The following is a 26,613-nucleotide window of genomic DNA, read 5'->3' as shown; positions in this document are numbered from 1 at the left end:
TGGTATTATACGAGTTCTTTGGTTACGCCAAGTCCAAACAGGGCAAAATCATACTTAGCCGGATCATGTTCATCAAATTTCCTGATGGCCACATCCAGTTCTTCCACTGTTTTCCAGTCATTCTGTGTTCTGAAAACCAGACCAAGTTTCCTGGAAATATTTCCTGTATGTACATCTAACGGAATGGAAAGATTTTTCTGATCCGTATTTTTCCATATTCCAAAATCTACGCCATGTCTGTCTTTTCGAACCATCCAACGCAGGAACATAATGATCCTTTTGGAAGATGAATTTTTATAGGGCGAGCTTATATGTTTATGACTTCTGTGTTTTTCAGTATCCAGAAAATTATTCCTGAACCTTTCAATAGCATGGAAAAAATTAGTTTCATCATCACCCACCTTGAATAAGTTTTCCAGACTTTCGTTTTCTTTATACACTTTATTGAACTGCCTGATGAAATACGCAAAATCCTGGCCGTTAAAAGTTCTGTGTATACTCTTATCCTGAAGAAACTCCAGATCTTTTTCGGAGTGATTTAATACAAAATCATAGGGTGAATTTCCCATGACATCCAGCATTTTCTCTGCAGATTTTATTATAGACTTCCTGTTTCCCCAGGAAATGGTCGCTGCAAGAAACCCTGCAATTTCTATATCCTGCTTTACGGAGAAGCGGTGCGGAATCTGTATCGGATCGTCCTGAATAAAGTCGGGACTGTTATACTGATCTGCTTTTTCGTTTAAAAAGCTTTTTAATTCTTCAAAATTAAGCATAGAGGTTTTAGATTTTTACACTTTCCAGCGCTTTGGGAAGGAAGGTATTTGGAAAAATTGTCCGGGCTTCATCTGTAAATACCGTAAGATCGGCATACCTGTTGGAAAAATGTCCCAGGATCAGTTTTCCCACTTCTGCTTTCTGAGCGATCATCGCTGCTTCCAACGCAGTGGAATGTCCTGTGTAATCTGCCATTTCTTTAAGATCATGCAGGAATGTAGACTCGTGGTAAAGTACAGTCACGTTTTTAATGATAGGAAGCACGGTTTCGAGATAGCGCGTATCACTGCAGAACGCATATGAAACAGGTGGCGCCGGATCCAGCGTCAACACTTCATTTTTAAGGACATAGCCGTCACTCAGAACAACATCTTTCCCTGCTTTTATGTTGTGATAATCACAGGTTTCTATTTCATTGTATTTGGCAATTTCCTTCATGTTCAGGTGCCTGTCTTTCGGTTTTTCTTTAAAAAGGTAACCGTTACAGTAGATCCTGTGGTCCAGTGGAATGGTGTATACTTCTACCCTGCTGTCTTCGTAAATCTTTTCAGAATAGTCTTTATCCAGCTCATGATAAACCACCTCAAAGCCACGATGGGTTTCCGTGATGGTGAATATCGTTTCCAGCATTTTTTTTATGCCTTTAGGACCATAAACATGCAGCGGATTTTCTCTTCCAAGCAGCCGGAAAGAAGCAATAAGTCCCGGCAGGCCAAAACAGTGGTCGCCATGAAGGTGAGAAATAAAGATATGATTGATCTTTGAAAATCTCGCTTTTGCTTTCCGGAGCTGTACCTGGGTTCCTTCTCCGCAATCGATCAGGAAATGCCTTTCTTCCATTTCCAGCAGCTGGGCCGTGGGTGAGGAATTTATGGTAGGAATAGCTGAATTAAAACCTAATATCGTTAAATAAGTGCTCAAATCAATAGTTTATGATAACAAATGTACGACAGAAAATCTAAACACCGGTTTAGAATTAATCTTTTACTTTCAGGAAATCCAGAAACAGATCCAGTGCCTGTTTGCGGTGGCTGATTTTATTTTTATCTTCAGGATTCATCTCAGCAAAAGTCCTGTCATGTCCTTCAGGAACAAAGATAGGATCATATCCGAAGCCTTTATGTCCTTTATTTTCCGTCAGTAAATTTCCGTGGACTCTTCCTTCAAAATAGCGGGCCCCGTTTTCATCGTAATAGCACAGAACAGTAATAAAATAGGCCTTTCTGTTATCTTCTCCTTCCAATTCATTTAAAACTTTCTCTATGTTTTTAGCAAAATCATGATCTCCGGCATACCGCGCGGAAAAAATTCCAGGTCTGCCATCTAAGGCTTCAACAGCAAGACCGCTGTCATCTCCTAAACTAGGAATTCCGGTTTTTTCGAAACAGTACTTCGCTTTAATCAGCGCATTGGCATGAAATGAATCACCATCTTCTACAATTTCTTCGTGAATATCATAGTCTGTAAGACTTTTTACAGTAAAATCATTTCCCAGAATCTGCTGAATCTCTTCTTTTTTGTGTACGTTATGGGTAGCTACTAATAATTCCATTTTTCTATTCATTTTTATCCAATCTTATTTCATATTTCAGGTCTTAACCGGATTTCTATTCTATTTATATTTCAGCGTAATGTATTTTATTCTTTTTTGTAAAAAGATAATAAAACAAAGAAAAAAGTACAATTCCAACAGCCAGTATGGTCCATTCGGGAATTTTAAAGGCATCTGCAAAGCTTTCGGTTTTGGTGTAGGTAACCAGCAGTGAAGAACACAGGTTATTGAACCCGTGCAGCAGCATAGGCAGCAGCAATGACTTTGTTTTATAATAAACCAAACCAAGCACACATCCCAGCAATACCGCTCCTACAAACTGCCATGGATTTCCGTGAACCAGCCCGAAAATAACGGATGCATAAAAAATGGCTCTTGCAGGATCTACTCCCTTATTAATCAATCCCTTCTGAATAATTCCCCTGAAAATAATTTCTTCAAATATCGGGGCCATAATAACCGTCATAATGATCATAATGACCGGCTCAAAGGTGAGCTGCTCCATAAGCCGTGAGAAAAATTCATAATATTTTCCCCAGAAAGGACCAGTGGTAGGAATAAGAGAAGTAATAAATTCCGAAATAAACATCATGCCGATCATCATCGGAAATATCAGGACATAGGTGTAAACATTGGTGGGGGAAAAATTGAAATTCAGTTTTTTTCCTGTGGATGGTCTTACGATAAAGAAATCAAAAAAAGCAATCGCCATCAGGAATCCGGCTGCATTGGTCACCATGAGAAACCAATCTTTCAGCTCTAGATTCTCCCTGAATACCACCTTCCAGAAGGTTCCGAAAAAGGAAACCGCCATTGTTCCTATAAATAATCCTGCCAGTAAAACAAGACCGCCGATCCAGGTGAATGTAAACTTCGGATACCTGCTATTTTCCATACTTTTCTTTGTGAAATTTATAAAAACAAAGGTAATTTTTTTGAAAGGCTTTGGCAACTAAAAAACGGAAATAGTTGTTTGGGTTGAAGGGAATGAGTTGGAGTGTGGGAATCTTATTACTGGTGGCTTCGGGAGCCTCAGCCGCCGGGTATTTGTCGTCTATTCAATATTTCCAAACAATCCCACCCTCAACTCTTTCACTCTAAAACACTCCTATATTTCTACACTCCAACCCTCCAACCCTAAAACTCTCCTACTCTAAAACCTGCACCTACAACTTATTCCCTGAAATTATTTGAAACCTCATAAAAAATCCCGATTTTTGCAACTTCAAAATACACTATGTCAGACTTAATCAAAGAAATACAAAAAAGAAAGACTTTCGGGATCATTTCCCACCCGGATGCCGGAAAAACCACTCTTACGGAAAAATTACTTCTTTTCGGGGGGGCTATCCAGGAAGCCGGAGCCGTAAAGTCGAATAAAATAAAAAAAGGAGCTACCTCCGACTTCATGGAAATCGAAAGACAGAGAGGGATCTCTGTGGCGACTTCCGTATTAGCTTTTGAATATAAAGACCATAAAATCAATATCCTGGATACGCCCGGTCACAAGGATTTTGCTGAAGACACTTATCGTACATTAACAGCAGTTGATTCTGTAATCGTAGTGATTGACGTTGCAAAAGGAGTTGAGGAACAGACTGAAAAACTGGTTCAGGTGTGCAGAATGAGAAATATTCCGATGCTTGTTTTCATCAATAAGCTTGACCGTGAAGGTAAGGATGCTTTCGATCTTCTGGATGAGGTGGAACAGAAACTGGGCTTACGGGTGGTTCCTTTATCTATTCCAATCGGGATGGGAAGTGACTTCCAGGGCATTTACAATATCTGGGAAAACAACATCCAGCTGTTCCTTGAAGAAAAGAAGCAGAAAGTAGGTGAAACCGTTAAGTTTGATGACATCAATGATCCTTCCATCGATGAGGTGATCGGAGAAAAAGCAGCTCAAAATTTAAGGGATGAACTGGAACTTGTACAGTCTGTTTATCCTGAGTTCAGCCGTGACGATTATATGGCCGGGGAACTGCAGCCTGTGTTCTTCGGATCAGCTCTGAATAATTTCGGAGTCCGTGAACTGCTGGATGCATTTATTGAAATTGCTCCCATGCCACAGCCTAAGGAAAGTGATACCCGTCTTGTAAAACCTGAAGAAAATACTTTTACAGGATTTGTCTTTAAGATCCACGCGAATATGGACCCTAAACACAGGGACCGGCTTGCTTTCGTGAAAATTGTTTCCGGAACCTTCAAAAGAAATGAAAATTATCTGCTGGTAAGAGAAGGCAAAAAAATGAAATTCTCTTCCCCGAATGCATTCTTCGCAGATAAAAAAGAAATTGTAGACGAGAGTTTCCCGGGTGATATCGTAGGACTTCATGATACAGGAAGTTTCCGGATCGGAGATACGCTGACCGGTGGTGAAAAACTGAGCTTCAAAGGTGTTCCAAGCTTCTCTCCGGAACATTTCCGATATATCAACAACAACGATCCGCTGAAAGCCAAACAGCTTGCCAAAGGTATTGACCAGCTGATGGATGAAGGGGTTGCCCAGTTATTTACCCTGGAAATGAACGGAAGAAAGATCATTGGAACTGTGGGGGCACTTCAGTACGAAGTTATTCAGTACCGTCTGGAGCATGAATACGGTGCCAAATGTACTTATGAGCCTCTTTCCATGCATAAAGCATGCTGGGTGGAAGCGGATGAAAAGTCTGAAGAATTCAAAGAGTTTGCAAGATTAAAGCAGCGTTTCCTGGCCAGGGATAAATATGACCAGCTTGTATTCCTTGCAGATTCTTCATTCACCATTCATATGACCCAGGAGAAGTTCCCGAATGTAAAACTGCATTTTATCAGCGAATTTAATAACGCTTAATATTAAATTCAATTAAAAATAAAACCCGTTCAATACCAAATTGAACGGGTTCTTTTATATCAAAAAAGTCTGTCTTATTTTTTGATGATCAGTTTCTTAGAGATCTTCTGACCGTCTTTGTCTACCTGAATAATGTAAACTCCTGACGGAAGAGAGGATAAATTAACTTCTTCACGGATTTTACTGCCTTTCAGTTCTTTTGTAGCATTAACAAGTTTCCCGTCCATCGCAAAAACAGTGTACGCAATTCCGTTGGCTGCTTCAGTTTCGATGGTGAAAATTCCTTTTGAAGGATTCGGGTAAATTTTTATTCCTTCTTCAGCTTTTTCAGTTTCGCTGGTTCCCAGTGTAGAATTGATTGTGAAGTTGGTGGTATTCACATTTAAAAATACATTATCTACTGCTTTAATCATAATTCTTGCTGTAGAAGAGGTTCCCAAACCTCCCGGAACATTGAATGTGTATGATCCGTTGTTTGGAGTACTTGCTACAAGCGTATGAGGGAAAGTAAGCCCGCCGTCTTTAGAGAGCAGGATCATTACGTTCGCCGTATTCACAGGTGCTGCATTGGTATTGGCAACGTTCCAAGTAATGGTTTGAGATGTGCCTGAATTCCAGACCACCCCTGCAGCATTCTGGGAAGTTACCGTAAATGGTCCCGCAGCAGTAGTTACGGTAAGCTGGATGTCATCCCGTCCGGTTTGTCCGCCCACCGGCTTATTATCTCTTACCAGTAACGAGAAATTTAAAGTTCTGGCTACGGTAGACAGTTTCTCCCATGATTTAGGGTTTGAAGGTGTAATAATGGTTGAATTATATCCGTCAATAATGGTCGAAAGTCTTGGAAAATATCTTGTAGGTGACGTTGTAGCCCACAGCGATCTGAACATTGGCCCTTGTGCATTTGCCGGTCTTGGAGGCATCGTTGCGGCACCAAAGTCGATCTGTTCCCAGTTGTAGGTAATAGCATCACCATCCGGATCGGAACCTACTCCTGTTAAAGCAAACGGTGTTCCCATAGGAATTGTTCTGTCAGGTCCGGCATTGGCAGTTGGTTCATTGTTTCCGGTGGGTGTATTTACGCCACAGTTTCCTCCGGTGGTAATTCTTGTATACATTTCGCGGATGCTTACTGCATGGAAATAGGCGTCACTGTTACTCTGAACGTTTGGAGAACAGATTCCTGCATATCCCATAATGGTACTTGCACTTCCCGGTTCTATTGAAGTATTGTCATTTCTGTTACAAGTATTATTCTGGGTATGGTTAGCCCCAAACTGATGCCCCATTTCGTGTGCTACGAAATCAATCACAAAAGGATCTCCTACCGGAATTGCCGAACCTGTAACGCCTCCCGCTTTTACGCTGCTGCATACTGAAGGCGTGTAAGCTAAGCCATTGTCATTCCCCTGGGTAGCCTGAAAAAATACATGCCCGATATCATAATTATTGGCTCCGATGGCATTATTGGTTACCACAATGTTTTCATCAATCATCTGGTAGGCATCCAGCGCATCAAAGGTATCTGAAGAAATAAAGAATAGCTGGTCTGTATTGGCCACAAGCTGCAAAGTCACAGAAATTTCATTTTCAAACACCTGGTTAAGACGGGCTACCGCCAGATTCACTGCAGCCAGTACAGCCGCTCTTTTCTGTGCATCAGTTCCGGTACCTACCCCTGCCTGCTGGGCTGCATAAGCAGTATACTCTATAGTGGTACTGATAGCCAGCCTGTATCTCCGCAGCAAGCCGTCTGCAACGGTTTTGCCGTGCACTTCGGGAACCAGATCATTTAAAGGGGAATCTCCTTTGAACAGACAGTCGAAACGGCTTTGTGAAGTGGCATTTTTTCTGTCATATACCATATAGGTCTTGTTATCTTTAGAATATGAATCTATATAGTACATGCCTTTTATCCCTCTCACCACTGCATTCAGTCCGAAATACGGATCATAAGTGAATCTGATGTTGGTAGAAGGATCTCCTACTTTCTGTCCGGTATAAGATCTTACCTCGGAATATCTTGCCTGCAGATCCGGGTGCATGGTAGATGCTTCAAATACTTCATAGATATCAAATGTTCCCTGGTCATTCGGAAATTTCACAAGAATTCCTTTTTCTGAAGAAAGCCTGTTTCTTTCCGGTGCCAGAGAAAGCTGGTGCTTCAGTTCATCTGTATTCAGGCTGACCAACTGATAATCTGAAGTTCTTACATTTCTTTCTCTTGTTTCTTTCACAGTTTTCTGTGCAGCCCTGCTCCACGTGTTCTGCTGTGACATAGCTGTTCCAGAAAGGAATATAAAACTCGATAGAAATAGTATTTTCTTTCTCATGGTAATATATTTAAATAGTTATTAATTTAATTTTCTTGGGGCTGTCTTTGATTTTAATGATCAGTACTGGATTGGATTGTTTTTTCTCTGCATATTCCTGGTTTTCCACTTCTTTATAAAAAACATTCAGATGGGCTCCTTCTGTTTCCAGTTTTTCAATATCAATATCCCCGTTGCTTATTTTTTTCAGACCTGGCTTTAAGACTAAAAAATATTCGCCTTCATCTAAAACAGGAATTGGCGCCGATCTTGAATATCCGGAGTCATTGAATTTCATATAGAGTTCTTTAATCCCTTTTGTAGAAGTTATCACAGTATATTCTTCCAGATTGATCTTGGAATTCAATCTTCTGATTTCAATAAATTCCACTTTTTGAGAATTTTTATTTTCGGGGTTCATTGATGAAATATTTTTATATTCAGTACAATTAAGCAGTAAATGACTAAAAAAACTCAACAAAACGAAACTTTTAACAAATAAACTCATAATCACAAATATAGAAATTATTTAGACACAAACATTAGATTTTGTGTTATCATTTTTCATACTAACCGTCTAAAAATGAGACAATAAGTAGCTTTATAGCAGTCTGTATTCTTTTGAGACCCCGAAACATAGTAATAAATCATTACAACAAATAATAATTTGTAAAACAATTGTAAAACAGATATAAAACACTGGTTTTTAAATACTTAAAATTTTACGAAAATAATACTTTGCATTTACAAAAGCCTGTGTCTGATCCCCGCTAATTTTACTTCATCAAAAAAATTAACGTTATGAAAAAGTTCATATTACTGGTTGCTTTATCAGGCACTTTTATAATGTGTAAAAAGGGGGAAACTGCACAATCCCAAATTGAAGATACTTTACATGCGGCGGACAGTACGGCTTCGGCAGTTACGGAAACCGTTGATGCTATTAGTAATACAGCCAGTACAGTTCTGGATTCTGCCAATGTCAGAATAAAGGACCTGGAAGATACGAAAGGTGAAATTCAGCAGAAGATAGAACATACTTCCAAAATAGTAGATTCCTTATCGGATAAAATTGCTTCCGTAAAACTGGAGTCAAAGATTGAGAAAAAGGATTCCGCAGAGAAAAAAACGGAAAAGGTGATCGTGAATGTACCTGCTCCAAAGGTGATTAAAGAGACTAAAATTGTTTATAAAGACAAGCCTCAGAATGACAGCTATGAGCTGAAAAATAAAATGGTAAAAACCGGCACGCTGTCCATAAAAGCAGATAACGCAGAAACCGTAAAAGAACTTGTAAAAGAGGAAACCCTGAGAAATAACGGATATGTAAAAGGTGACGAACTAACCTATATTACCACAGAAGCAGCCGGCAGGAATTCTTCCTACACGGAAAACAGCCAGAAGGTATATTATATGGATATCAAAGTTCCGATCCGGAATTTTGATGATCTGATGACTGACCTGAGCGCCATTGGGGATATTGAAACGAAAAACATACAGGTTTCCGGAAATAATTACGCGGATAATACACTTTGTACGATCACCGTAACTCTTACTGATCTGTCCGGATATGAAAAAGAACCTAAAACTTTCGGCGAGAAGTCGCTGGCAGCCGTATCTTCCGGCTGGGGCGTGATCACTTCTGTCTTTCTTTTTATTCTTCCGTTATGGCCTTTATTTCTGATTGGCGGAATCGGATATTATTTTTATAAGAAAAGGAATAAAGGAACTACGGGCGGAAATCCCCAATAAAACTCCAAATGGTGTATTTTAATATTATTTTAATCCCAATTAAAAGTGAAACCCATTTCTTCTTCCTATCTTTATCGAATCAGATAAAAAGAAATAATACTCATATATTATTAAAAAAGTGGTTTGTAAAATGAGAAAGGCCCCCTATCGGGAGCCTTTTTCTATTTCATATTCACTACTTTATCTACAATAAACTTTGTATTTCCCCTCCACGGAAGTGCTCCGTTGTATTCTTTGTAATGGAGATCAAAAGTTTTCCCGCTGTTGGTTTCCAATTGCCTGAAAATCTCAGGATCTTGTACAGAGAATTCAAATTCGTAGCTGGTGATGGTTCCCGTCTTTCCTTTTCCAAAACCTTCCTGGATCAGTTTTCCTTCATAGGTTTTGAAGACATAGCCTTTTTTCATGGCATAGTTCAGATAGCCGGATTTCACACCTTCCCCGAAAACGAAATAATATTTATACCATACTACAACGCCTATCAGGAGAAGAATAACGCCAAGGCTGATCCACAAAGTTTTTTTCATAAGAATAGTGTTTTATATTCAGTTTATTTTGCAATACTTCTGGAGATCACAATTTTCTGGATCTCGGAAGTACCTTCATAGATCTGCGTGATTTTCGCATCTCTCATTAATCTTTCTACGTGGTATTCTTTCACATATCCGTATCCACCGTGGATCTGTACGGCTTCAATCGTAGTGTCCATTGCCACCTGGGAAGCATATAATTTTGCCATTGCTCCGCTTTCAGAAATGTCTTTACCGGCATCTTTTTCACAAGCCGCTTTGAAACACAGCATTCTTGCCGCTGTAATCTGCGTAGCCATATCTGCTAATTTGAAAGCGATAGCCTGGTGGTTGATGATCTCGGTTTTGAATGCTTTTCTTGTTTTGGCATATTTCAAAGCCAGTTCGTAAGCTCCCGAAGCAATACCTAAAGCCTGAGAAGCAATCCCGATTCTTCCTCCGTTCAATACTGCCATTGCAAAATTGAATCCGAAACCGTCTTCCCCGATTCTGTTCTCTTTCGGTACTTTTACGTTGTTGAAGATCAAAGAATGCGTATCACTTCCTCTGATTCCCAGTTTATCTTCCTTCACCCCTACTTCAAAACCTTCCCATCCTCTTTCTACGATGAAAGCATTGATTCCCTTGTGTTTTTTCTCAGGATCTGTCTGTGCAATAACGATATAATAAGAAGCTGTTCCCCCATTGGTGATCCAGTTTTTAATCCCGTTTAAAAGATAGTAGTCTCCTTTATCTTCTGCGGTAGTCTTCTGAGAAGTAGCATCAGAACCGGCTTCCGGCTCAGATAATGCAAAAGCCCCGATTACTTTTCCGCTTGCAAGAGGGGTAAGATATTTCACTTTTTGCTCTTCGGAAGCAAATTTTTCAAGACCTGCACATACGAGTGAGTTGTTTACGGACATTACCACCGCTGCGGAAGCATCAATTTTTGCAATCTCCTCCATCGCCAAAACGTAAGAAACACTGTCCATACCAGCACCTCCGTATTTAGGATCTACCATCATCCCCAAAAGACCCATTTCACCCATTTTCTTTACCTGTTCCGTAGGAAATTTCTGGTCGCGGTCTCTTTCGATTACTTCGGGTAATAGTTCATTTTGTGCAAAATCTCTTGCAGCCTGCTGAATCATCAGCTGTTCTTCCGATAAATTAAAGTCCATAAAAAAATAATAATTAGATAGGCGTAAATTTACACTTTTTGACGAAACCTGAAAATAGAAATAGAAATTAGGGAGCAGGATGCAGGGATTAGGCAACAGGGATCACGGACAGAGGGTGATACGGACTAAAATTCAGTGGTAAACTTAGACGGTTCATATTTTTAAATAATGATGATAAATCCTTTGTTTGCTATGGCAGGCATTCAATTAATTTCCAAATGGTGATTTCTGCTTACTACAATTAAAAAAAATGCTTATATTTAAAATTCTTTAAAAATTGCTTAAAAAATCATGACGATCAAAAGATTATTCGATATTCCACACTACGCTTTAGAAAAATTTCCTAAAACGGATATGTTTGTGACCAAATATCAGGGCGAATGGAAAAAAACTTCTACACTGGAGTTTATCAATCAGGGAAATAAGATCTCCAGAGGACTTTTAAAACTGGGTATTAAACCTGGTGATAAAATTGCTCTGATCACCACCAATTCCCGTACGGAATGGGCTGTGATGGATTTGGGGCTGTCTCAGATCGGGGTTGTTTCCGTACCGGTATATCCGAGTATCTCTGCTGAAGATTATGAATTCATCTTTAATAATGCTGAAATACAGTACTGTTTTGTATCGGATAAGGAACTTTTTACCAAAGTGATGAAAGTAAAACATAATATTCCTTCATTGCAGGGTATTTTTACTTTTGACACGATCAGCGGTGCAGCCAACTGGAGAGAAATTCTGGACCTGGGTGAAGATGATTCTACCCAAATAGAGGTGGAAGATCTTTCCAATGCGATCAATTCCGAAGATCTTGCAACCATTATCTATACTTCCGGAACCACAGGAAGACCAAAAGGGGTGATGCTTACCCATCATAACATCGTTTCCAACGTATTGGGTTCCATCCCAAGGATTCCAAAAAGAAAAGGTCTTGACTATAAGGATTCCAGAGCGTTAAGTTTCCTTCCGATCTGCCATATTTTTGAAAGAATGCTTTTCTATCTGTACCAATATAATGGTTTTTCCATCTATTTTGCCGAAAGTATCGATAAGATGGGTGAAAATATCAAAGAGGTAAAGCCTCAGTACATGACGGTAGTGCCAAGGCTGGTAGAAAAAGTATACGATAAGATCTATAATACAGGATCGTCTGCCGGCGGCCTGAAATCTAAAATATTCTTCTGGGCCCTAAACCTGATCAGCAAGAAGAAAACTATTTCAAAACCATCCGGACTGCAGGAAATCATTGCAGATAAGCTGGTGTTTTCCAAATGGAGAGAAGGTCTTGGCGGTGAAATCGTAACCCTGGTTTCGGGCTCTGCAGCCTTATCTTCCCGATTAAATATGCTGTTCCAGAATGCCGGAATTCCAATTCTGGAAGGCTATGGATTAACGGAGACTTCACCCGTGATTTCCGTTAACAGTTTTGAAAAAATGAAGGTAGGAACCGTAGGAATTCCATTGGACAACCTGAAAGTAAAGATCCAGGAAGATGGTGAGATTACGGTAAAGGGGCCATCTATATTCAAAGGATATTTTAAAAATGAAGAAATGACCAGGGAAGCCTTCACGGAAGACGGTTATTTCAGAACAGGAGATATCGGCCATATTGATTCCGAAGGATTCCTTCAGATCACTGACCGTAAAAAAGAAATGTTCAAAACCTCAGGCGGAAAATATATTGCTCCCCAAACCATTGAAAACCTGGCGAAAGCGTCAAAATTCATCGAACAGATCATGGTGGTGGGTGATGGTGAAAAAATGCCGTGTGCTTTGGTACAGCCTGATTTTGAATTTGCTAAAAGCTGGGCTCAGAGAAACAACCTGAATATCGGTTCCACTCCCGCTGAGATTGCAAAAAGCCCGGAACTTAAGGAAAGAATTGAGAAGGAAATGGATGGCATTAATGAACATCTCGGAAACTGGGAAAAAATCAAAAAAATTGAACTTACCCCGGAAGTATGGGCTATTGATACCGGACTTCTGACACCTACTTTAAAGCTGAAAAGGAAAGCAATTAAAGAAAAATTCATGGATCTGTATAATAAGATGTATGAACATCAGGATTAATTATTTTTAAATGAAATTATTCAATCATACTTTCATTTGCCAATCTACTCTTGTTGGATTGGCATTTTTTATGTTTTCGTGTCAGAAAAAGACAGAATTAAAAAAAAGAGCGGAGGTTCCTCCCCCTTTATACAGTAAAATATCCAATGCTTTAAAAGAAAAGGTATTAGTGGATTATATTCAAACTGCAGATATTATAAAGCCTGATATAAAAAATGGAGTCCCTTTTCATAAGCTTGATTACGATAAGATTATTGCTTATGATTTTGCAGGTGATGAGGAAACTTATCCCAATGCCATTGATAAAAAGGGGAGATTTGTTCCTGTCATTATAAAACAACAATTTTTAACTCAAAAACAGGCTGATCAGATATTATCCGCTCTATCAAAAAATTCAAGCTATGGAGAAAGTTCTGCTGCCTGCTTCCAACCCCATCTTGGATTGGTATTTTTTAAAGGAACTCAAAAAGTGAATCAGATTAGTATCTGCTTAAATTGCAATTCTTCTATTACGGAGATTGACATCCCCGCAAGGACACACAGGGTATTTAATAAAGGTAGAGATAATGAATATTCTTTTTCCGGATTTACTTCCGCCGGAAAATCTGCTATTATCAATCTGTGTAAAAATATAAACTTTTATTACGGAAAGAATAAATAAAAAAAGACCGGAAGCAATTCTTCCGGTCTTTATATTTTAATAAACCTGAGCGATTAAAATTTAATCACAGATTTCATTTTATCATTTTCTTCCATTACCAACTCGTCATCTACAAGGATTTTCCCAGAGTGTTCATCGATAATGATTTTCTTTCTTTGAGCGATCTCCATCTGCTTTTGAGGAGGAATGGTGAAGAATGATCCTTTCGGAGCTCCTCTTTCCAGTCCTACAACAGCCAGTCCGTTCACAGAGCTTTTTCTGATTCTGTTATATGAAGAAAGCAGTCTTTCGTCAATTTTACCGGCAAACTCTTTAGATTGTTCGATCAGGTATTCCTCTTCTTTCTGAGTTTCAGAAATCAGACCTTCAAGCTCTTCTTTTTTGAATTTCAAGTGGTTCTTTAAATCCCCGATTTTGTCGTTAAGCTCGCTTAAAGTTTCATTTTTGTGAGCAATTTTAGCTCCGAATTCTTTGATTCTCTTTTCAGCAAGCTGAATTTCAAGATCCTGGAATTCTATTTCTTTTCCTAATGCTTCAAACTCTTTATTGTTTCTTACATTATCCTGCTGAGATTTGTATTTTTCAATTAAAGTTTTTGCATGGTTAATCACTTCATGCTTGGTCTTGATCTGGTCATCCTGATCTTTGATATCTGCATGGAATTTTTCAGCTCTTTTTTCAAGTCCTTCAATCTCGATTTCAAGATCTTCAACCTCAATTGGCAATTCTCCTCTGGTATTTCGGATTTCATCCAATCTTGAATCAATGATCTGCAAATCGTATAAAGCTCTTAATTTTTCTTCAACTGAAATATCGTTGGTCTTTGCCATATTTAAATGAAATAATTTACTGGGTTTGTTTTTTCAAAAGATTTTGAAATTGCAAATGTACTAAATTTTTGTGACAAAATTTCAAATAATTGTTGAGTTACAAATTGTTCGGATTCATAATGGCCTATGTCGCAGATCAGCATTTTGGATTCTGCCAGAAAATAGTCATGATATTTAATGTCTCCGGTGATATAGGCATCACACTTCTGAGTTAATGCCGCTTTAATTCCACTGGCTCCGGAACCTCCCAAAACCCCTACCCTTTTGATTTTTTTATGGGTAAAATCTGAATGTTTGATTAGTTCCAAACCAAATTTATCTTTTACCAGCTTTAAAAACTCCCGCTCATTCATGGCTTCTTCAAACTCGCCATACATTCCCAGACCTGAATGCTGATTTTCATTATCCAGCGCATAGACCTGATAAGCCACCTCTTCATAGGGATGTGCCGCTTTCATGGCTGAAATGATCCTTCCCTTTTTATAGTCTTCAAAAATAACCGAGATCATATCTTCGTCAGCATTTTCGCGGATATTCTGCTGTCCGGAGAAGGGATTTGAGCCTTCAATGGGTCTGAAGGTGCCGTTGCCGTTAAGGGTAAAGCTGCATTCGTCATAAAAACCAATATTTCCGGCTCCTGCAGCAAACAGGGCTTCTCTTACTTTTTCTGAATGATCTTTCGGAACAAAGACCGTGAGCTGCTTTAGATTATTTTTCTTAGGCTGAAGGATTTTCAGGTCTTTTAACCCCAGCTGACTGCAGATTCCATGGTTCACTCCAAAGAAATCATTATCAAATGCCGTATGGATCGCATAAATGGCAATTTTATTTTCAATGGCTTTCAATACGGCTCTTTCCACATAATTTTTTCCGGTCAGGGATTTTAATCCTGAAAAAATAATCGGGTGAAAACATACGATCAGGTTACAATTTTTCTGAACAGCCTCCTCCACTACATTCTCCAGCGCATCATGACACACCAGTATTCCGCTCACATTCCGGTCCGGAACTCCGCAAAGCAGTCCCACATTGTCAAAATCTTCTGCCTGCCGCAGCGGAATACGGTTCTCTATTTTTGAAATTACTTCGCTTATTGTCATTTTATTCTGTATGTTTGCTACGAAAATAACGATAATTTGTTAATTTTAAAAAACATTAAAAATGGAAAAAGAGCATAATCTTGTTCCCGAAGACAAGCTTTGGAAAAGATTTCTTTACAGGGTCATCTACCGTACCGATACAAAACTCGGGAAATTATTTGATGTCGCTTTATTGTCTCTGATTCTGATCAGCACTGCCATTATTATGATGGAGAGTGTTCCTCAACTTGATAAAAGATTTCATTATACCTTCATCATCCTGGAATGGATTATCTCCATTTTTTTCACCGTTGAATACTGGATGCGCATCACTGTTGTTAAAAATAAGAAGCATTATATTTTCAGCTTTTTCGGAATCATCGATTTTCTGGCATTGGTTCCTTTTTATCTGAGCTTTTTCTTTCCTGTGACCAAATATTTCCTGATCTTCAGAATGCTGAGGATGCTGAGAATTTTCAGGATATTCAATCTTCTTGATTTTATGAATGACGGTTACCTCATCGTCCGGGCTTTAAAGAACAGTTCCAGAAAGATTTATATATTCCTGTTATTCCTGATTATTTTCTCCGTGATTGTAGGTTCCCTGATGTTTATGGTGGAAGGCGGAAGACCAGGTTTTGAAACGATCCCGCAATCTATTTACTGGGCTGTGGTTACTGTAACTACCGTAGGCTACGGGGATGTATCCCCTATCACCCCGATGGGTAAATTTTTTGCGGTTATTCTTATGCTTGCAGGTTATTCTATTATTGCCGTTCCCACAGGAATTGTAACGGCAGAAATGCGGAACAAAAGACAGAACCTGGAAAAGATATGTGATCAGTGCGGGAATGAAGATATTGATGATGATGCACGGTACTGCAAGCAGTGTGGCAAGAAATTAGCTTAGTATATGGTATTGAAATTAATCTATTAACCAAATACCACAGAAATCATGGAACCACAAAAGAAAAATAAACCGAACAGTCTGGTCATCATTCTTTTTGCTTTAATTGTATTAATGATTATTATTTATTTTATACTCGTCATGTTTTTCCCTACTGTCTTTGAAAGTATGAATACGGGAGATATACAGCCGGTGCCGGATAAATGAGTAATGAGTGATGGGTAATAAGTAATATAAAAAGACGGCTTTCGCCGTCTTTTTTTGATATAATACTGTTGTTTTTTATTTTTTGATGGCTTTGATGGTTTGTTTTGAGCCGTCTTTCATCGTTAAACTAAGGAAATATACTCCCTGTTTCAAGTCTCCCAAATGAAGGGATGAAGAAGGCTTATCAATGGTTTTTACCAGTCTTCCGGAAGCATCAGAAACAGAAATGGATTTCACAAGATCTGCTTTGGAGAGATTCAGCACCTCTGTAAAAGGGTTGGGATAGGCCTTGATGACATCTTTCAAATTGGAAACTTCTGAAATTGCCAGTAATGCTGATTCTATTTTAAAATTATCCACAAAGAAGTCATAGTCTTCCGAATCATTTACCGTACCGTCTGAAGCATAAAATGCAAATATGGTGTTCGCTCCGGTATAGGATGTTAAATCAAAAGAATAAGGCGTGGAAGTATTGGAAGGTGTATTAGATGCATCCCATGTCTCCAGAACAGTCCATGTAGCTCCTCCATCTCCGGACACCAGGAACTGAACCACATCATCCGATCCCATGGCAGAAGGTGTCACGTCAAAAAACTCTGTAACTCCGTAATCGAACTTCACTCTGTATCCACCGGCTGACAGGTCGAAAGGTACGGTTTTCAGCCACGCCGCAGTACCATCTGAATAAAGATTGATCTTTGCAGAAGTGTTACCGTCTCCCGCGTTCAGGAAGTCTGAATCATACCAGAATTCCTCTGTTCCCGTAGGCCCGGTTGCAGCATCACCACCTGAAGCCTGCTCCCAACAATTTCCCGGAAATGTAGTAAAGTCATTGTTATATGTTGTGGCAGGAACTACGGAGGCGCAATCTGTTGTAAAGGATGTGCCTACAGACCATCCGCTTTTATCAGTTGTTGTACAGACAGATCTTACCCATACATAATAGGTTGTAGCCGGGGTAAGAGAAGACAATGGAGTTGATAAAGCAGACGCACCAACGCTTCCGGTAGCTGCTGTAGTGCTTGTGGGAGCTGTATTTGTTGAATCATAATAATATTCGTATCCCACTCCAACCGTGCTGGTAGAAGCAGTCCACGAAATAGCAGCTGAATTAAATGTAACTCCACTGGATGACAAATTACCCGGCGCCAGACAGCTTGGAACAGCTCCGATCACTACCGTATAATCATGTGCTTCTCCAAATCCTTCTACATTACATGGCTCAGGGCTGCTTGAATATCTGTCTCCTACCCGCATTCTGTACGTTCCCGGCGTTACGGTGGCAGGAATTGTAATAGTTCCGTCAGTAACCGTAGCGCTTCCAGATCCGGTGCTGGTAGCCTCACCCACCAGTTCCGGTGCTGCATCATCAAAGGTTCCGTTGTTATCAAAATCAATCCAGATCTTTACCACCTGGTCTTCATAATCGTGGGTAACAGAAAAGGCGTAATTAACGCCTGCATTCAAATTAATTGTCTGGGTGGTGTAATCTCCATATGCCAGCTGGCTGCACCCCGTATCCAGGTGACTGAATCCTGCAGATGGAATTGTAAAACTGTTGATCATATCCCCACCTTCGCAGCCTTCCTCAAATTCAGGGATGCAATACGTCTGGCCAAATCCAAACACGCCGACAATTATTAAATTCACAAGTAAAAGCTTTTTCATATATGCAATTTTTATGGTTTAAACAAATTTAATGAAAAAATATCATCAATATATATTTATATAATAAAAAAGAGACGACCTATGGCCGCCTCTTCTAAAAATAAATTAACTAATGGTTTATTTTTTAATGGCTTTAATCGTCTGCTTAGATCCATCTTTCAGGTTCAGAGTTACCAGATACATTCCTTGTTTCAGATCTCCTAACTGAAGGGCTGATGAAGGATTATCAATGGTTTTCACCACTCTTCCGGCAAGATCAACAATAGAGATTGATTTTACTTTTGAGATATCTGAAATATTCAGAACATCGTGGAAAGGATTCGGATATGCTTTAAGATCATTTTTAGCTGCTGAAGTTTCAGATGTTGCCAATAATGATGCATCATAAGCTGAAATCCTAAACTCTCCTGTAGTACTTCCTCCACCTGCACTTCCTGTGTATCTCCATACACTTACGTATAAGGTAGCACCAGGAGTCTGCCCTGTTACACTAACCAGAGAGAAGTTATCTACTCCAGCGTCATCATCACAAGCTATACTTGTTAATGATCCGCAAGTCCCGGAATGGATAGAAAGTACACTATCTACAAATCCTGATCCTGCAACTCCCTGAACTTCCAGGGTCACTTTTCCGCTTGCAGGTACCACTACTGAATACCAAACGTTATCTCCTCTGCTTGACTGGCAAGACGTAGTTCCGTCTGTAACTGCATTTACGTTTGTAGAAACAATTGCATTTGCATTAAAGTTACCTCCAACCGTTAAAGCTACAGCTCCTGCGCAAACATCATTAGCTGGTGGTGCCGGAGGCGTATTTACACAGATATTGAAACTGTTGTTAGCTCCTGCTCCGTTGCTGTTATATACTCTTACATAGTAAGTTTGCCCCACGGTTAGTCCTGATGCATTGGTAGAGTTTGTTGTTCCGCACTGAAGGCTTGTTAAAGATCCGCAAGCCCCGCTGAATACCTGAGTATAAAGGCTGGTAGACGTTGAAGTTCCGGTGGCCACTACATTTGAAAGAACAATGTTATGCAATGTAGATGTTGCTACGAAAGAATACCAAACATCATCATCAGGATTTCCTGTACAAGTGCCCACAGGTACGTTGGAGTTTGTAGCACCTAAAGTATTTCCTGCCGTAGTTGCAGCACATGTAAGGTCAGGATTTACGGTTAAACCAACAGCATTGTTACAGTCATCATTAGCTGGCGGTGTAGTCGGTGTTGTGAATGAACCGGACGCCCATGCACTTTCAGAACCTGCGCACATGGATCTTACCCAATAGTAGTAGGTAGTCTGAGGCAATAAAGGACCCAGATCCTGAGTAGTAGCCGTAGTAGAAGTTCCTGAAGCAGGAGCTGTATTGGTTGTTGAATAAGAATATTGATATCCGTTAGCAGGAGCCACAGAAGGAGGCGTCCATGAAATAGTAGCAGAATTGTAGGTAACCGCTGAATGGTTTAGTGTCGCTGGAGTGTCACATGCCGGGATCGCTTCTACTACGAAGTTATCTACGAAGAAATCATAGTCAGGGGCATCGTTAACCGCACCATCGCTTCCGTATATAGCAAATACAGTGTTAGTTCCTAAATAATTACTTAAGTCAAAAGTATAGGTATTCGATGTATTGGAAGGAGTGTTAGACGTATCCCATGTTTTCAGGATTGTCCATGTGGCTCCCCCATCCGGAGAAACAAGGAACTGTACTATATCGTCAGACCCCATAGCGCTCGCTGTTGTAACATCAAAACCGGTTACTCCATAGTTGAATTTAACCCTATATCCTCCTGCAGATAAATTAAAGGCAGGAGATTTCAGCCATCCGTTTCTCCCTGTTGAATAAAGATTCATTCTGGCAGCCCCAGAAGACCCTACGTTAAGGAAACCATCACTTACCCAGTAATTGGTAGTACCTGTGCCAGGACCTGTAGCCGGTGTTCCGCCATTAGCCAGAGACCAGCATGCCCCAGGGAATGAAGCAAAGTCATGAGAATATGCCGGAACTACAACAGCACAAACTGTTGTAAAGCTTCTTTCGGAGCATGAAGCAGATGTATTGTTGTTCGCATCATACGAAGTTACGGTATAGTAATACTGAGTACTGTTTAACAAGGCACTGCTGAATGTATAAGAAGTTACGTTTCCTAAATCTATGTTATTCATAACATCTGATCCTCCGGCGGTAGTACCTACTTTTAATTTGTATCCGGTAACCCCTGTAATTGCATCCCACGTGATCGTTGGTGTAACAGACACTCCTGTAGCAGATGAAGCCGGCGCTGTAACCGTAGGACAAGGGATATTCATTGTTGTGAAAGATCTTTCACTGCATGACACTGATGGAATGGCCCCATTGTAAGAATTTACCGTGTAGTAATATTGCTTATTAAAATTTAAAGGGGTTGAAGGGGTATAGGTAAGAACGTTTCCTACGTCTGCATTATTCACCACATCGGTTCCTCCTGCAGTGGTTCCAATAGACAACCTGTACCCTGTAGCGTTGGTTATTGCTGCCCAGGTAATGGCCGGAGTAACAGAAACTCCTGTTGCAGCCGCAGATGGAGCAGATACTACCGGACACAGCGGAACCGGGTTAAGTGTAAGGCCGAGAAGGGTAACTACAGACTGAGTACCAGATCTCGTCCCTGTCTGGGTAATAGAAGCCGGATTCGGGTTGGTGGTATCGCTCCTGTAATACAATGTTTTATTACTTCCGTTTGAATAGGTGTAAAAGCGTTCACCACCATCATCATCAGCTTTATTTTCATCAATAGCAATAACCAGGTTATTTACATTGTCGTAAGGAAAAGGTGTTGGGAAAGTGATTTCTACAACTCCTGCGTTATTCGTTACGGTTCCTGCAAAAACCTGCGTAAGCGAAGCCGTTGGAATCCAATCTGTAGTAGATGCAAAAGTTTCCTTATTGGTAAGGCCCAAATACACTACCACATCATTAGAGTTTGTAATGGCAGATGAAGCTCCAAGGTAAAATTTCAAACCTGTAATATTTCCTGCTGCATCCGCATTGATATTAGATTTTGTCAAAATCTGCTGTGCATAGCTATACCCGTAATAGGTACTCCAGGGAACGGTGGCAACAGAAGTAGATGTCCCACCGGTGGTAGTTCCGGAACCCAGAGTAATCTGGGCCGAAGCAAGTGTACCGATTGATAAAAGGCACGTTAGTAGAATTTTTTTCATGTGTAGTAAAAATAAAATTAGAGGGTAAAAGTAAACAAATATTTTGTCTAAAATCAAAAATTATCTTAAAATATTAAAGACAAAATCTTAAATCAATTGTTTTATTACACAAAATTAAATACATGTTTGAATATGATGCTAAATAATCAAAACAGAAAATAAAAATAACATATTGATATACAGATACTTATTTCAAAGATTAAAATCACAATAAATGGAAAAATTTATATTTAACATAAAAAAATATAAAAAATTTTCACCAAATAACGACTTATTATTAATAAAAAAAGCGACAAAACTGTCGCTTTTTTATTAGATAATTCACAAATTCTAGTTCAGATAAAACTCATATTTATTAAGAAGCTGGATCTGTTTGATAAGATCTCCGTTCAGATCCACCGAATGTTTCATAGACTGTACTTCAATATGGGAATCATCTTCAATGTTTTTAATAAAGAATTTGAGTTTCTGGTTTCCTTTATTCCGGTCGAGAACCGTTCTGAAAAATTCAAGATCTTCGGTGCGGACATCCATCACATCCATCACCAGCGAAATGCTTTTTGCAAATCTCTCAAAAGCCTCCTGAAGCTCAATGACATCATTCACATTCACAAAAACCCTTCCGTCCTTCACCTGTGCAAATTTTATTTTAAAGATCACAAACCTCTGAACTTCCAGTTTTTCTTTTAGCTTCATATAATCACGATCACCCAAACGGAAAGAATAGGATCCGGAATAGTCTTCCAATGTTACAAAAGCCACTTTCTCACCACTTCTGAATCCGTCTTTCACCACATATTCAGTAATTAAACCGGCAACGGTATACTCTTTTCCGGCACCGCCGTTTTCTCTTTCTTTCTGCAGAGTTTTCCAGTCTTTTTTCTTTTCCTCAAATAATTCTTCCTGCTTGTTGGCAAAAGCCTGTTCTTTATATGCATCCACCTCATCAAGGTTCAGGAAATGGAAAACACCTTTTGGCTCTGCTTTTTTTATAACCTCCTCAATGATCTCCTCTTCTTCTCCGGCTACAATGTCATCCGAAACAATTTCCGTTAAATCTATAGTTTCATCTGCAGCATCCTGCTCCAGAATTGGTGCTTCATCAGTAGCAATTTTTGATTCATCCTCCTTTTCCAGGACACTTTTTTTGGAAAGCTGTCCCTGCATAAACTGGAACTGGTATTTGAACTCATCCAAAGGGTGTGCAGAAAGATAGAATCCGATAATTTCTTTTTCTTTATTGAGTTTATGCATATTAGGCCATTCCGGGCAAGGCAGCAGTTTAGGCTGCTCGATCTGCACCTCATCGGCAAAATCTGCAAAAAGGGAGTGTTCCATTTCATTTTTACTTTCCTGGAAACTCTGTCCATACCGGATCAGCCTTTCAAGATTGGTTTTGCCGGCCATATCCAGATCAAAATACTGACCTCTGTGATAAGAGCCCAGTTCATCAAAAGCTCCCGCCAGCACCAAACTTTCCGCCACTCTTTTATTCATCTGGGAAGGAAGGATCCTTTCAAAGAAATCATAGATATTCCTGAATTTCCCATTGGCTCTTTCCCTGGTAATAGCTTCACTCGGTCCTTCACCAATCCCTTTGATTGCTCCCAGCCCGAAACGGATCTGTCCTTTTTCGTTTACAGAGAATTTATACTGGGATTCATTTACATCCGGACCTAAAACATCTACACCAATACTCTTACAATCTTCCATGAACATGGTAATTGAATCGGTATTGTTAATGTTGTTACTCATCACACTCGCCATATATTCTGCAGGGTAATTTGCTTTCAGATAAGCTGTCTGATAGGCGATAAAAGCATAGCAGGTAGAGTGGGATTTGTTAAATGCATATTCGGCAAAAGCTTTCCAGTCGTTCCAGATTTTTTCCAGACGTTCTTCGTTCAGATTATTTTTCCGGCCGCCTTCAATGAATTTAGGGTACATTTTATTCAGAACATCGATCTGTTTTTTACCCATTGCTTTTCTCAGCGTATCGGCTTCACCTTTCGTAAAGTTGGCCAGTTTTTGCGACAACAGCATTACCTGCTCCTGATACACGGTAATTCCGTAGGTTTCTTTCAGATACTCTTCAGTTTCCGGTAAGTCATAGACAATTTCTTCGATCCCGTGTTTCCTGTTGATAAAATTCGGAATATATTTAATCGGTCCCGGCCGGTAAAGGGCATTCATGGCAATAAGATCGGCAAAAACCGTAGGCTTCAACTCTCTCATGTACTTTTGCATCCCCGGACTTTCATACTGGAAAATCCCGACTGTTCTTCCTTCCTTAAATAACTGATAGGTTTTAGCATCATCAAGCGGAATCAGGTCCGGATCTATATCAATATTATATCTTGCTTTAACCAGTTTTAAAGCATCTTTAATGATGGTTAAGGTCCTAAGACCCAGGAAGTCCATTTTCAGTAGACCGGCACTTTCCGCCACCGAGTTATCAAACTGGGAGACCAGAATATCCGCATCTTTTGCCGCAATGGTCACAGGAACCAGGTTGCTCACATCTTCCGGTGTAATAATTACTCCACATGCGTGAATACCGGTATTCCGGATACAGCCTTCCATTTTTTTAGCACTCGCCAGAACGCCGTGCCGGGCATCATCCGGGCTATTAAGAACATATCTCATTTCATCAACGAGCATCTGTTCTTCGGGCTTCAGTTTATCATATTTTGCCAGAGCTTTCGCAATGTTCATCCCAGGACTTGGCGGAATCAGCTTCGCAATATTATTCGTATCAGGAATCGGTACATCCAGAACTCTTCCGGCATCTTTAATGGCAGATTTTCCACCCAAAACGGAGTATGTAATAATCTGCGCTACCTGGGTTTTTCCGTATTTATCAACTACCCATTTGATAATTTTGTCACGCCCTTCGTCATCGAAGTCGATATCAATATCGGGCATGGAAACCCTTTCAGGATTCAGGAATCTCTCAAAAAGGAGATCGTATTTAATCGGGTCTACATTGGTAATTCCGATACAGTATGCCACCGCAGAACCCGCAGCAGAACCACGGCCCGGGCCTACCCAAACACCCATATTCCGGGCTTCATTACAGAAATCCTGAACAATAAGGAAATAACCCGGATATCCTGTATTGGCAATAACTTCCAGCTCGAAATCCAGACGTTCTTTGATTTCGTCTGTAATTCCAGTATCAAAATATCGTTTCTTGGCACCTTCATAAGTTAGGTAAGTAAGATAAGCCATCTCACCACGTTTACCTCCGTCCACATCATCTTCCGCATGAATAAATTCTTCCGGAATATCAAATTTCGGAAGGAGAACGTCTCTTTTTAAAGTGTAAGGCTTAAATTTGGCCGTAAATTCTTCGTAGGCCTCGAACGCATCTGGGTAGGTTAAAAACGCTTCTTTAATTTCTTCGGCATTTTTAATATAATATTCCCCGGTAGCCAGACCTCTCCTTTTTCCAAAACCTTTCCCAACGGGAGTTGACAGCTTTTCACCATCTTTAATGCAGCTTACAATATCCTGGATATTGGAATCGTCTTTATTGGTATAAAAAGTTTCGTTCTGCGCTAAAATTTTAACATTATATTTATCGGCAAAATGTAGCAGTACATCGTTCAAATGCTCTTCTTCCGGCAGTTTGTGGTTCTGGATCTGGACATAAAAATCATCCTCAAAGGTATCTTTCCACCATTTGAAAAGCTCCTCCCCTTTTTGCTCTCCGGTATTTAATATCGCATCAGGAATATCTCCGTGAATTCCCGAAGTTAATGCAATAATTCCTTCTTTATATTCTGCAATCAGTTCGCGGCTGATCCTCGGAACCTCAAAATAGAATCCTTTCAGGAAACCGATGCTCGATAGTTTTGCGAGGTTTTTATAGCCTTCAAAATCTTTTGCCAACAAAACAACCTGCGTTCTTCTGTCTGGATCATCTTTGGTAAACTGTTTCTGCTCGTAACGGTCTGAAATATAAAATTCACACCCTACAACAGGAATCAACGGTTCTGAAACCGGTTCTTCTTCATTAAATTCCGTTCCGTTTTCTTCTGCCTCCTGTTTTTTGGCTAGATATTCTTTATGTTTTTTTGAACGATCTGCGTTGGCTCCTTCTATCGCAGAAACAAATTTGAAAGCGCCCATCATATTTCCCAGATCCACCATCCCGACAGCCGGGAAATTATCATCGGTGGCTTTTTTTATAAGATCATTGATGCTTGAAGTGGCCGATAAAGTGGAGAAAACACTGTGATTGTCAAAATTGAAATATCTTCCAAGATCGATTTCATCAATGCTTCCAAAATCCTGCTGCTTTTTCTTGTTGTTGAAGTCCGCAACCTGTCTTCGGATGACAATATCAAATGCCTGTATCGGGTCCGGATAAAGGGTTTTGAAATAGGTAAGCTGGTCTTCGGATATCTTGAGAACCTCTGCCGGGATTACCCCTATTCTCATCATTTCGAAGAACACCCTTGCCGTTGCGTTTACGTCGGCAGCGGCATTGTGGGCTTCATCAAATTTATGCCCATAAAGCTTTTCATACAGCTCTTCCAGTTTGGGAGACTTGTATCTGCCGCCTCTTCCTCCTCCAAGTTTACAATAATCGGTCCCTAAAACCATGGTATCCGCTTTAGGTTTCTCCTGAAGGTTGTCTTTTATATTTTTTCTGAAAAATTCAGCTCCAACAATATTATAATCGAACTCTACATTGTGTCCGGATACAATTCTTACTTTATCCAGAACCTTAGAAAATTCTTCTAAAATTTCCTGCAGATCCCGCCCTTCTTCATTAGCAATCTTCGTGGTAATCCCGTGAATTCTTGCGGCGTTAAAGGGAATATCATACCCTTCGGGTTTTATAATATAATCCTGATTTTCAATTAATTTACCATCATCATCATGCACCTGCCATGCAATCTGAACCATTCTTGGCCAATTGTCTGAGTCTGAGAGCGGGGCATTGAAATTCTTTGGTAAGCCGGTAGTTTCTGTGTCAAAAATTAAGTACATATAATTTTCTAACTTTTTTTAAAAAAAGAGAATGTAAAGTTAGTTCATTTTTTCAAAAATATCCTATTTA

Annotated in this window: 19 protein-coding genes; 6 read left to right on the top strand and 13 right to left on the bottom strand. The window is 39.8% G+C overall.

The window, feature by feature from the left end; all coding sequences use genetic code 11:
- Positions 1 to 5 precede the first annotated feature (5 nt).
- From B7E04_RS10375 to B7E04_RS10360, 4 genes are all read right to left on the bottom strand, one after another.
- Positions 6 to 776, bottom strand: a complete 771-nt coding sequence (locus tag B7E04_RS10375) for a TIGR02757 family protein (protein ID WP_080778586.1) — start codon at positions 774 to 776, stop codon at positions 6 to 8.
- 7 nt (positions 777 to 783) lie between these two features.
- The gene (locus B7E04_RS10370) at positions 784 to 1,698 is read right to left on the bottom strand and encodes a ribonuclease Z (RefSeq protein WP_080778585.1); all 915 of its coding nucleotides are present in this window, start codon (positions 1,696 to 1,698) and stop codon (positions 784 to 786) included.
- A 55-nt stretch (positions 1,699 to 1,753) separates the two neighbouring features.
- A complete protein-coding gene (rdgB, locus tag B7E04_RS10365; RefSeq protein ID WP_139785382.1) occupies positions 1,754 to 2,329 on the bottom strand; it encodes an RdgB/HAM1 family non-canonical purine NTP pyrophosphatase in 576 nt (191 codons plus the stop codon).
- Between the two features lie 64 nt (positions 2,330 to 2,393).
- Positions 2,394 to 3,224, bottom strand: coding sequence for a CPBP family intramembrane glutamic endopeptidase (locus tag B7E04_RS10360; RefSeq protein ID WP_080778583.1), 831 nt, complete (start codon positions 3,222 to 3,224; stop codon positions 2,394 to 2,396).
- A gap of 342 nt (positions 3,225 to 3,566) precedes the next feature.
- Between B7E04_RS10360 and B7E04_RS10355 the strand changes: the two genes are divergently transcribed.
- Positions 3,567 to 5,162, top strand: coding sequence for a peptide chain release factor 3 (locus B7E04_RS10355; RefSeq protein ID WP_080778582.1), 1,596 nt, complete (start codon positions 3,567 to 3,569; stop codon positions 5,160 to 5,162).
- A gap of 74 nt (positions 5,163 to 5,236) precedes the next feature.
- On the opposite strand, the gene B7E04_RS10350 is transcribed toward B7E04_RS10355, so the two are convergent.
- Entirely contained in the window at positions 5,237 to 7,495 is a 2,259-nt protein-coding gene (locus B7E04_RS10350) for a zinc-dependent metalloprotease (protein WP_080778581.1), read from the bottom strand.
- Between the two features lie 10 nt (positions 7,496 to 7,505).
- Positions 7,506 to 7,895 (bottom strand): hypothetical protein, encoded by a 390-nt coding sequence (locus tag B7E04_RS10345; RefSeq protein ID WP_080778580.1) that lies wholly within the window; start codon positions 7,893 to 7,895, stop codon positions 7,506 to 7,508.
- 380 nt (positions 7,896 to 8,275) lie between these two features.
- Between B7E04_RS10345 and B7E04_RS10340 the strand changes: the two genes are divergently transcribed.
- Positions 8,276 to 9,226 carry a DUF4349 domain-containing protein gene (locus B7E04_RS10340; protein ID WP_080778579.1) on the top strand — a complete coding sequence of 317 codons (951 nt, stop codon included), beginning with the start codon at positions 8,276 to 8,278 and terminating at the stop codon, positions 9,224 to 9,226.
- A 161-nt stretch (positions 9,227 to 9,387) separates the two neighbouring features.
- On the opposite strand, the gene B7E04_RS10335 is transcribed toward B7E04_RS10340, so the two are convergent.
- Positions 9,388 to 9,753, bottom strand: a complete 366-nt coding sequence (locus B7E04_RS10335; protein ID WP_080778578.1) for a hypothetical protein — start codon at positions 9,751 to 9,753, stop codon at positions 9,388 to 9,390.
- Between the two features lie 23 nt (positions 9,754 to 9,776).
- Complete coding sequence (locus B7E04_RS10330) at positions 9,777 to 10,916, bottom strand: acyl-CoA dehydrogenase (RefSeq protein ID WP_048507956.1); 1,140 nt, start codon at positions 10,914 to 10,916, stop codon at positions 9,777 to 9,779.
- A gap of 291 nt (positions 10,917 to 11,207) precedes the next feature.
- On the opposite strand from B7E04_RS10330, the gene B7E04_RS10325 reads away from it, so the two are divergent.
- Entirely contained in the window at positions 11,208 to 12,986 is a 1,779-nt protein-coding gene (locus tag B7E04_RS10325) for an AMP-dependent synthetase/ligase (protein ID WP_080778576.1), read from the top strand.
- 10 nt (positions 12,987 to 12,996) lie between these two features.
- Complete coding sequence (locus tag B7E04_RS10320; protein ID WP_139785381.1) at positions 12,997 to 13,647, top strand: hypothetical protein; 651 nt, start codon at positions 12,997 to 12,999, stop codon at positions 13,645 to 13,647.
- A 53-nt stretch (positions 13,648 to 13,700) separates the two neighbouring features.
- Here B7E04_RS10320 and B7E04_RS10315 read toward each other — a convergent pair whose 3' ends face one another.
- Both B7E04_RS10315 and B7E04_RS10310 read right to left on the bottom strand, forming a co-directional pair.
- Entirely contained in the window at positions 13,701 to 14,477 is a 777-nt protein-coding gene (locus B7E04_RS10315) for a zinc ribbon domain-containing protein (RefSeq protein WP_080778573.1), read from the bottom strand.
- Positions 14,478 to 14,479: 2 nt separating this feature from the next.
- A complete protein-coding gene (locus B7E04_RS10310; protein ID WP_080778571.1) occupies positions 14,480 to 15,577 on the bottom strand; it encodes a Nif3-like dinuclear metal center hexameric protein in 1,098 nt (365 codons plus the stop codon).
- 61 nt (positions 15,578 to 15,638) lie between these two features.
- Here B7E04_RS10310 and B7E04_RS10305 point away from each other — a divergent pair, with 61 nt between their 5' ends.
- Positions 15,639 to 16,466, top strand: a complete 828-nt coding sequence (locus B7E04_RS10305) for an ion transporter (RefSeq protein WP_080778570.1) — start codon at positions 15,639 to 15,641, stop codon at positions 16,464 to 16,466.
- 45 nt (positions 16,467 to 16,511) lie between these two features.
- Positions 16,512 to 16,670, top strand: a complete 159-nt coding sequence (locus B7E04_RS22390) for a hypothetical protein (protein ID WP_228439898.1) — start codon at positions 16,512 to 16,514, stop codon at positions 16,668 to 16,670.
- A 75-nt stretch (positions 16,671 to 16,745) separates the two neighbouring features.
- Here B7E04_RS22390 and B7E04_RS10300 read toward each other — a convergent pair whose 3' ends face one another.
- The 3 genes from B7E04_RS10300 to dnaE all read right to left on the bottom strand — a co-directional run bounded on the left by B7E04_RS10300 (position 16,746) and on the right by dnaE (position 26,543).
- Entirely contained in the window at positions 16,746 to 18,338 is a 1,593-nt protein-coding gene (locus B7E04_RS10300; RefSeq protein ID WP_080778569.1) for a GEVED domain-containing protein, read from the bottom strand.
- A 117-nt stretch (positions 18,339 to 18,455) separates the two neighbouring features.
- Positions 18,456 to 21,542: a T9SS type A sorting domain-containing protein gene (locus tag B7E04_RS10295; RefSeq protein ID WP_080778568.1), complete on the bottom strand. Its 3,087-nt coding sequence runs from the start codon at positions 21,540 to 21,542 to the stop codon at positions 18,456 to 18,458.
- 330 nt (positions 21,543 to 21,872) lie between these two features.
- Positions 21,873 to 26,543, bottom strand: coding sequence for a DNA polymerase III subunit alpha (gene dnaE, locus B7E04_RS10290; RefSeq protein WP_080778567.1), 4,671 nt, complete (start codon positions 26,541 to 26,543; stop codon positions 21,873 to 21,875).
- Between the last annotated feature and the right edge of the window lie 70 nt (positions 26,544 to 26,613).

The sequence above is a fragment of the Chryseobacterium phocaeense genome, from assembly GCF_900169075.1.
GTDB lineage: Bacteria > Bacteroidota > Bacteroidia > Flavobacteriales > Weeksellaceae > Chryseobacterium > Chryseobacterium phocaeense.
The sequence above is the reverse complement of the archived record's forward strand: the minus strand, read 5'-3'. Positions and strand labels throughout refer to the sequence as shown.

Bases quoted from the DNA above. Each gene is read 5' to 3' on its own strand.
- B7E04_RS10375 (WP_080778586.1), bottom strand. From the start codon at position 776: ATGCTTAATTTTGAAGAATTAAAAAGCTTTTTAAACGAAAAAGCAGAT.
- rdgB (WP_139785382.1), bottom strand. From the start codon at position 2,329: ATGGAATTATTAGTAGCTACCCATAACGTACACAAAAAAGAAGAGATT.
- B7E04_RS10360 (WP_080778583.1), bottom strand. From the start codon at position 3,224: ATGGAAAATAGCAGGTATCCGAAGTTTACATTCACCTGGATCGGCGGT.
- B7E04_RS10355 (WP_080778582.1), top strand. From the start codon at position 3,567: ATGTCAGACTTAATCAAAGAAATACAAAAAAGAAAGACTTTCGGGATC.
- B7E04_RS10350 (WP_080778581.1), bottom strand. From the start codon at position 7,495: ATGAGAAAGAAAATACTATTTCTATCGAGTTTTATATTCCTTTCTGGA.
- B7E04_RS10345 (WP_080778580.1), bottom strand. From the start codon at position 7,895: ATGAACCCCGAAAATAAAAATTCTCAAAAAGTGGAATTTATTGAAATC.
- B7E04_RS10340 (WP_080778579.1), top strand. From the start codon at position 8,276: ATGAAAAAGTTCATATTACTGGTTGCTTTATCAGGCACTTTTATAATG.
- B7E04_RS10335 (WP_080778578.1), bottom strand. From the start codon at position 9,753: ATGAAAAAAACTTTGTGGATCAGCCTTGGCGTTATTCTTCTCCTGATA.
- B7E04_RS10330 (WP_048507956.1), bottom strand. From the start codon at position 10,916: ATGGACTTTAATTTATCGGAAGAACAGCTGATGATTCAGCAGGCTGCA.
- B7E04_RS10325 (WP_080778576.1), top strand. From the start codon at position 11,208: ATGACGATCAAAAGATTATTCGATATTCCACACTACGCTTTAGAAAAA.
- B7E04_RS10320 (WP_139785381.1), top strand. From the start codon at position 12,997: ATGAAATTATTCAATCATACTTTCATTTGCCAATCTACTCTTGTTGGA.
- B7E04_RS10315 (WP_080778573.1), bottom strand. From the start codon at position 14,477: ATGGCAAAGACCAACGATATTTCAGTTGAAGAAAAATTAAGAGCTTTA.
- B7E04_RS10310 (WP_080778571.1), bottom strand. From the start codon at position 15,577: ATGACAATAAGCGAAGTAATTTCAAAAATAGAGAACCGTATTCCGCTG.
- B7E04_RS10305 (WP_080778570.1), top strand. From the start codon at position 15,639: ATGGAAAAAGAGCATAATCTTGTTCCCGAAGACAAGCTTTGGAAAAGA.
- B7E04_RS22390 (WP_228439898.1), top strand. From the start codon at position 16,512: ATGGAACCACAAAAGAAAAATAAACCGAACAGTCTGGTCATCATTCTT.
- B7E04_RS10300 (WP_080778569.1), bottom strand. From the start codon at position 18,338: ATGAAAAAGCTTTTACTTGTGAATTTAATAATTGTCGGCGTGTTTGGA.
- B7E04_RS10295 (WP_080778568.1), bottom strand. From the start codon at position 21,542: ATGAAAAAAATTCTACTAACGTGCCTTTTATCAATCGGTACACTTGCT.
- dnaE (WP_080778567.1), bottom strand. From the start codon at position 26,543: ATGTACTTAATTTTTGACACAGAAACTACCGGCTTACCAAAGAATTTC.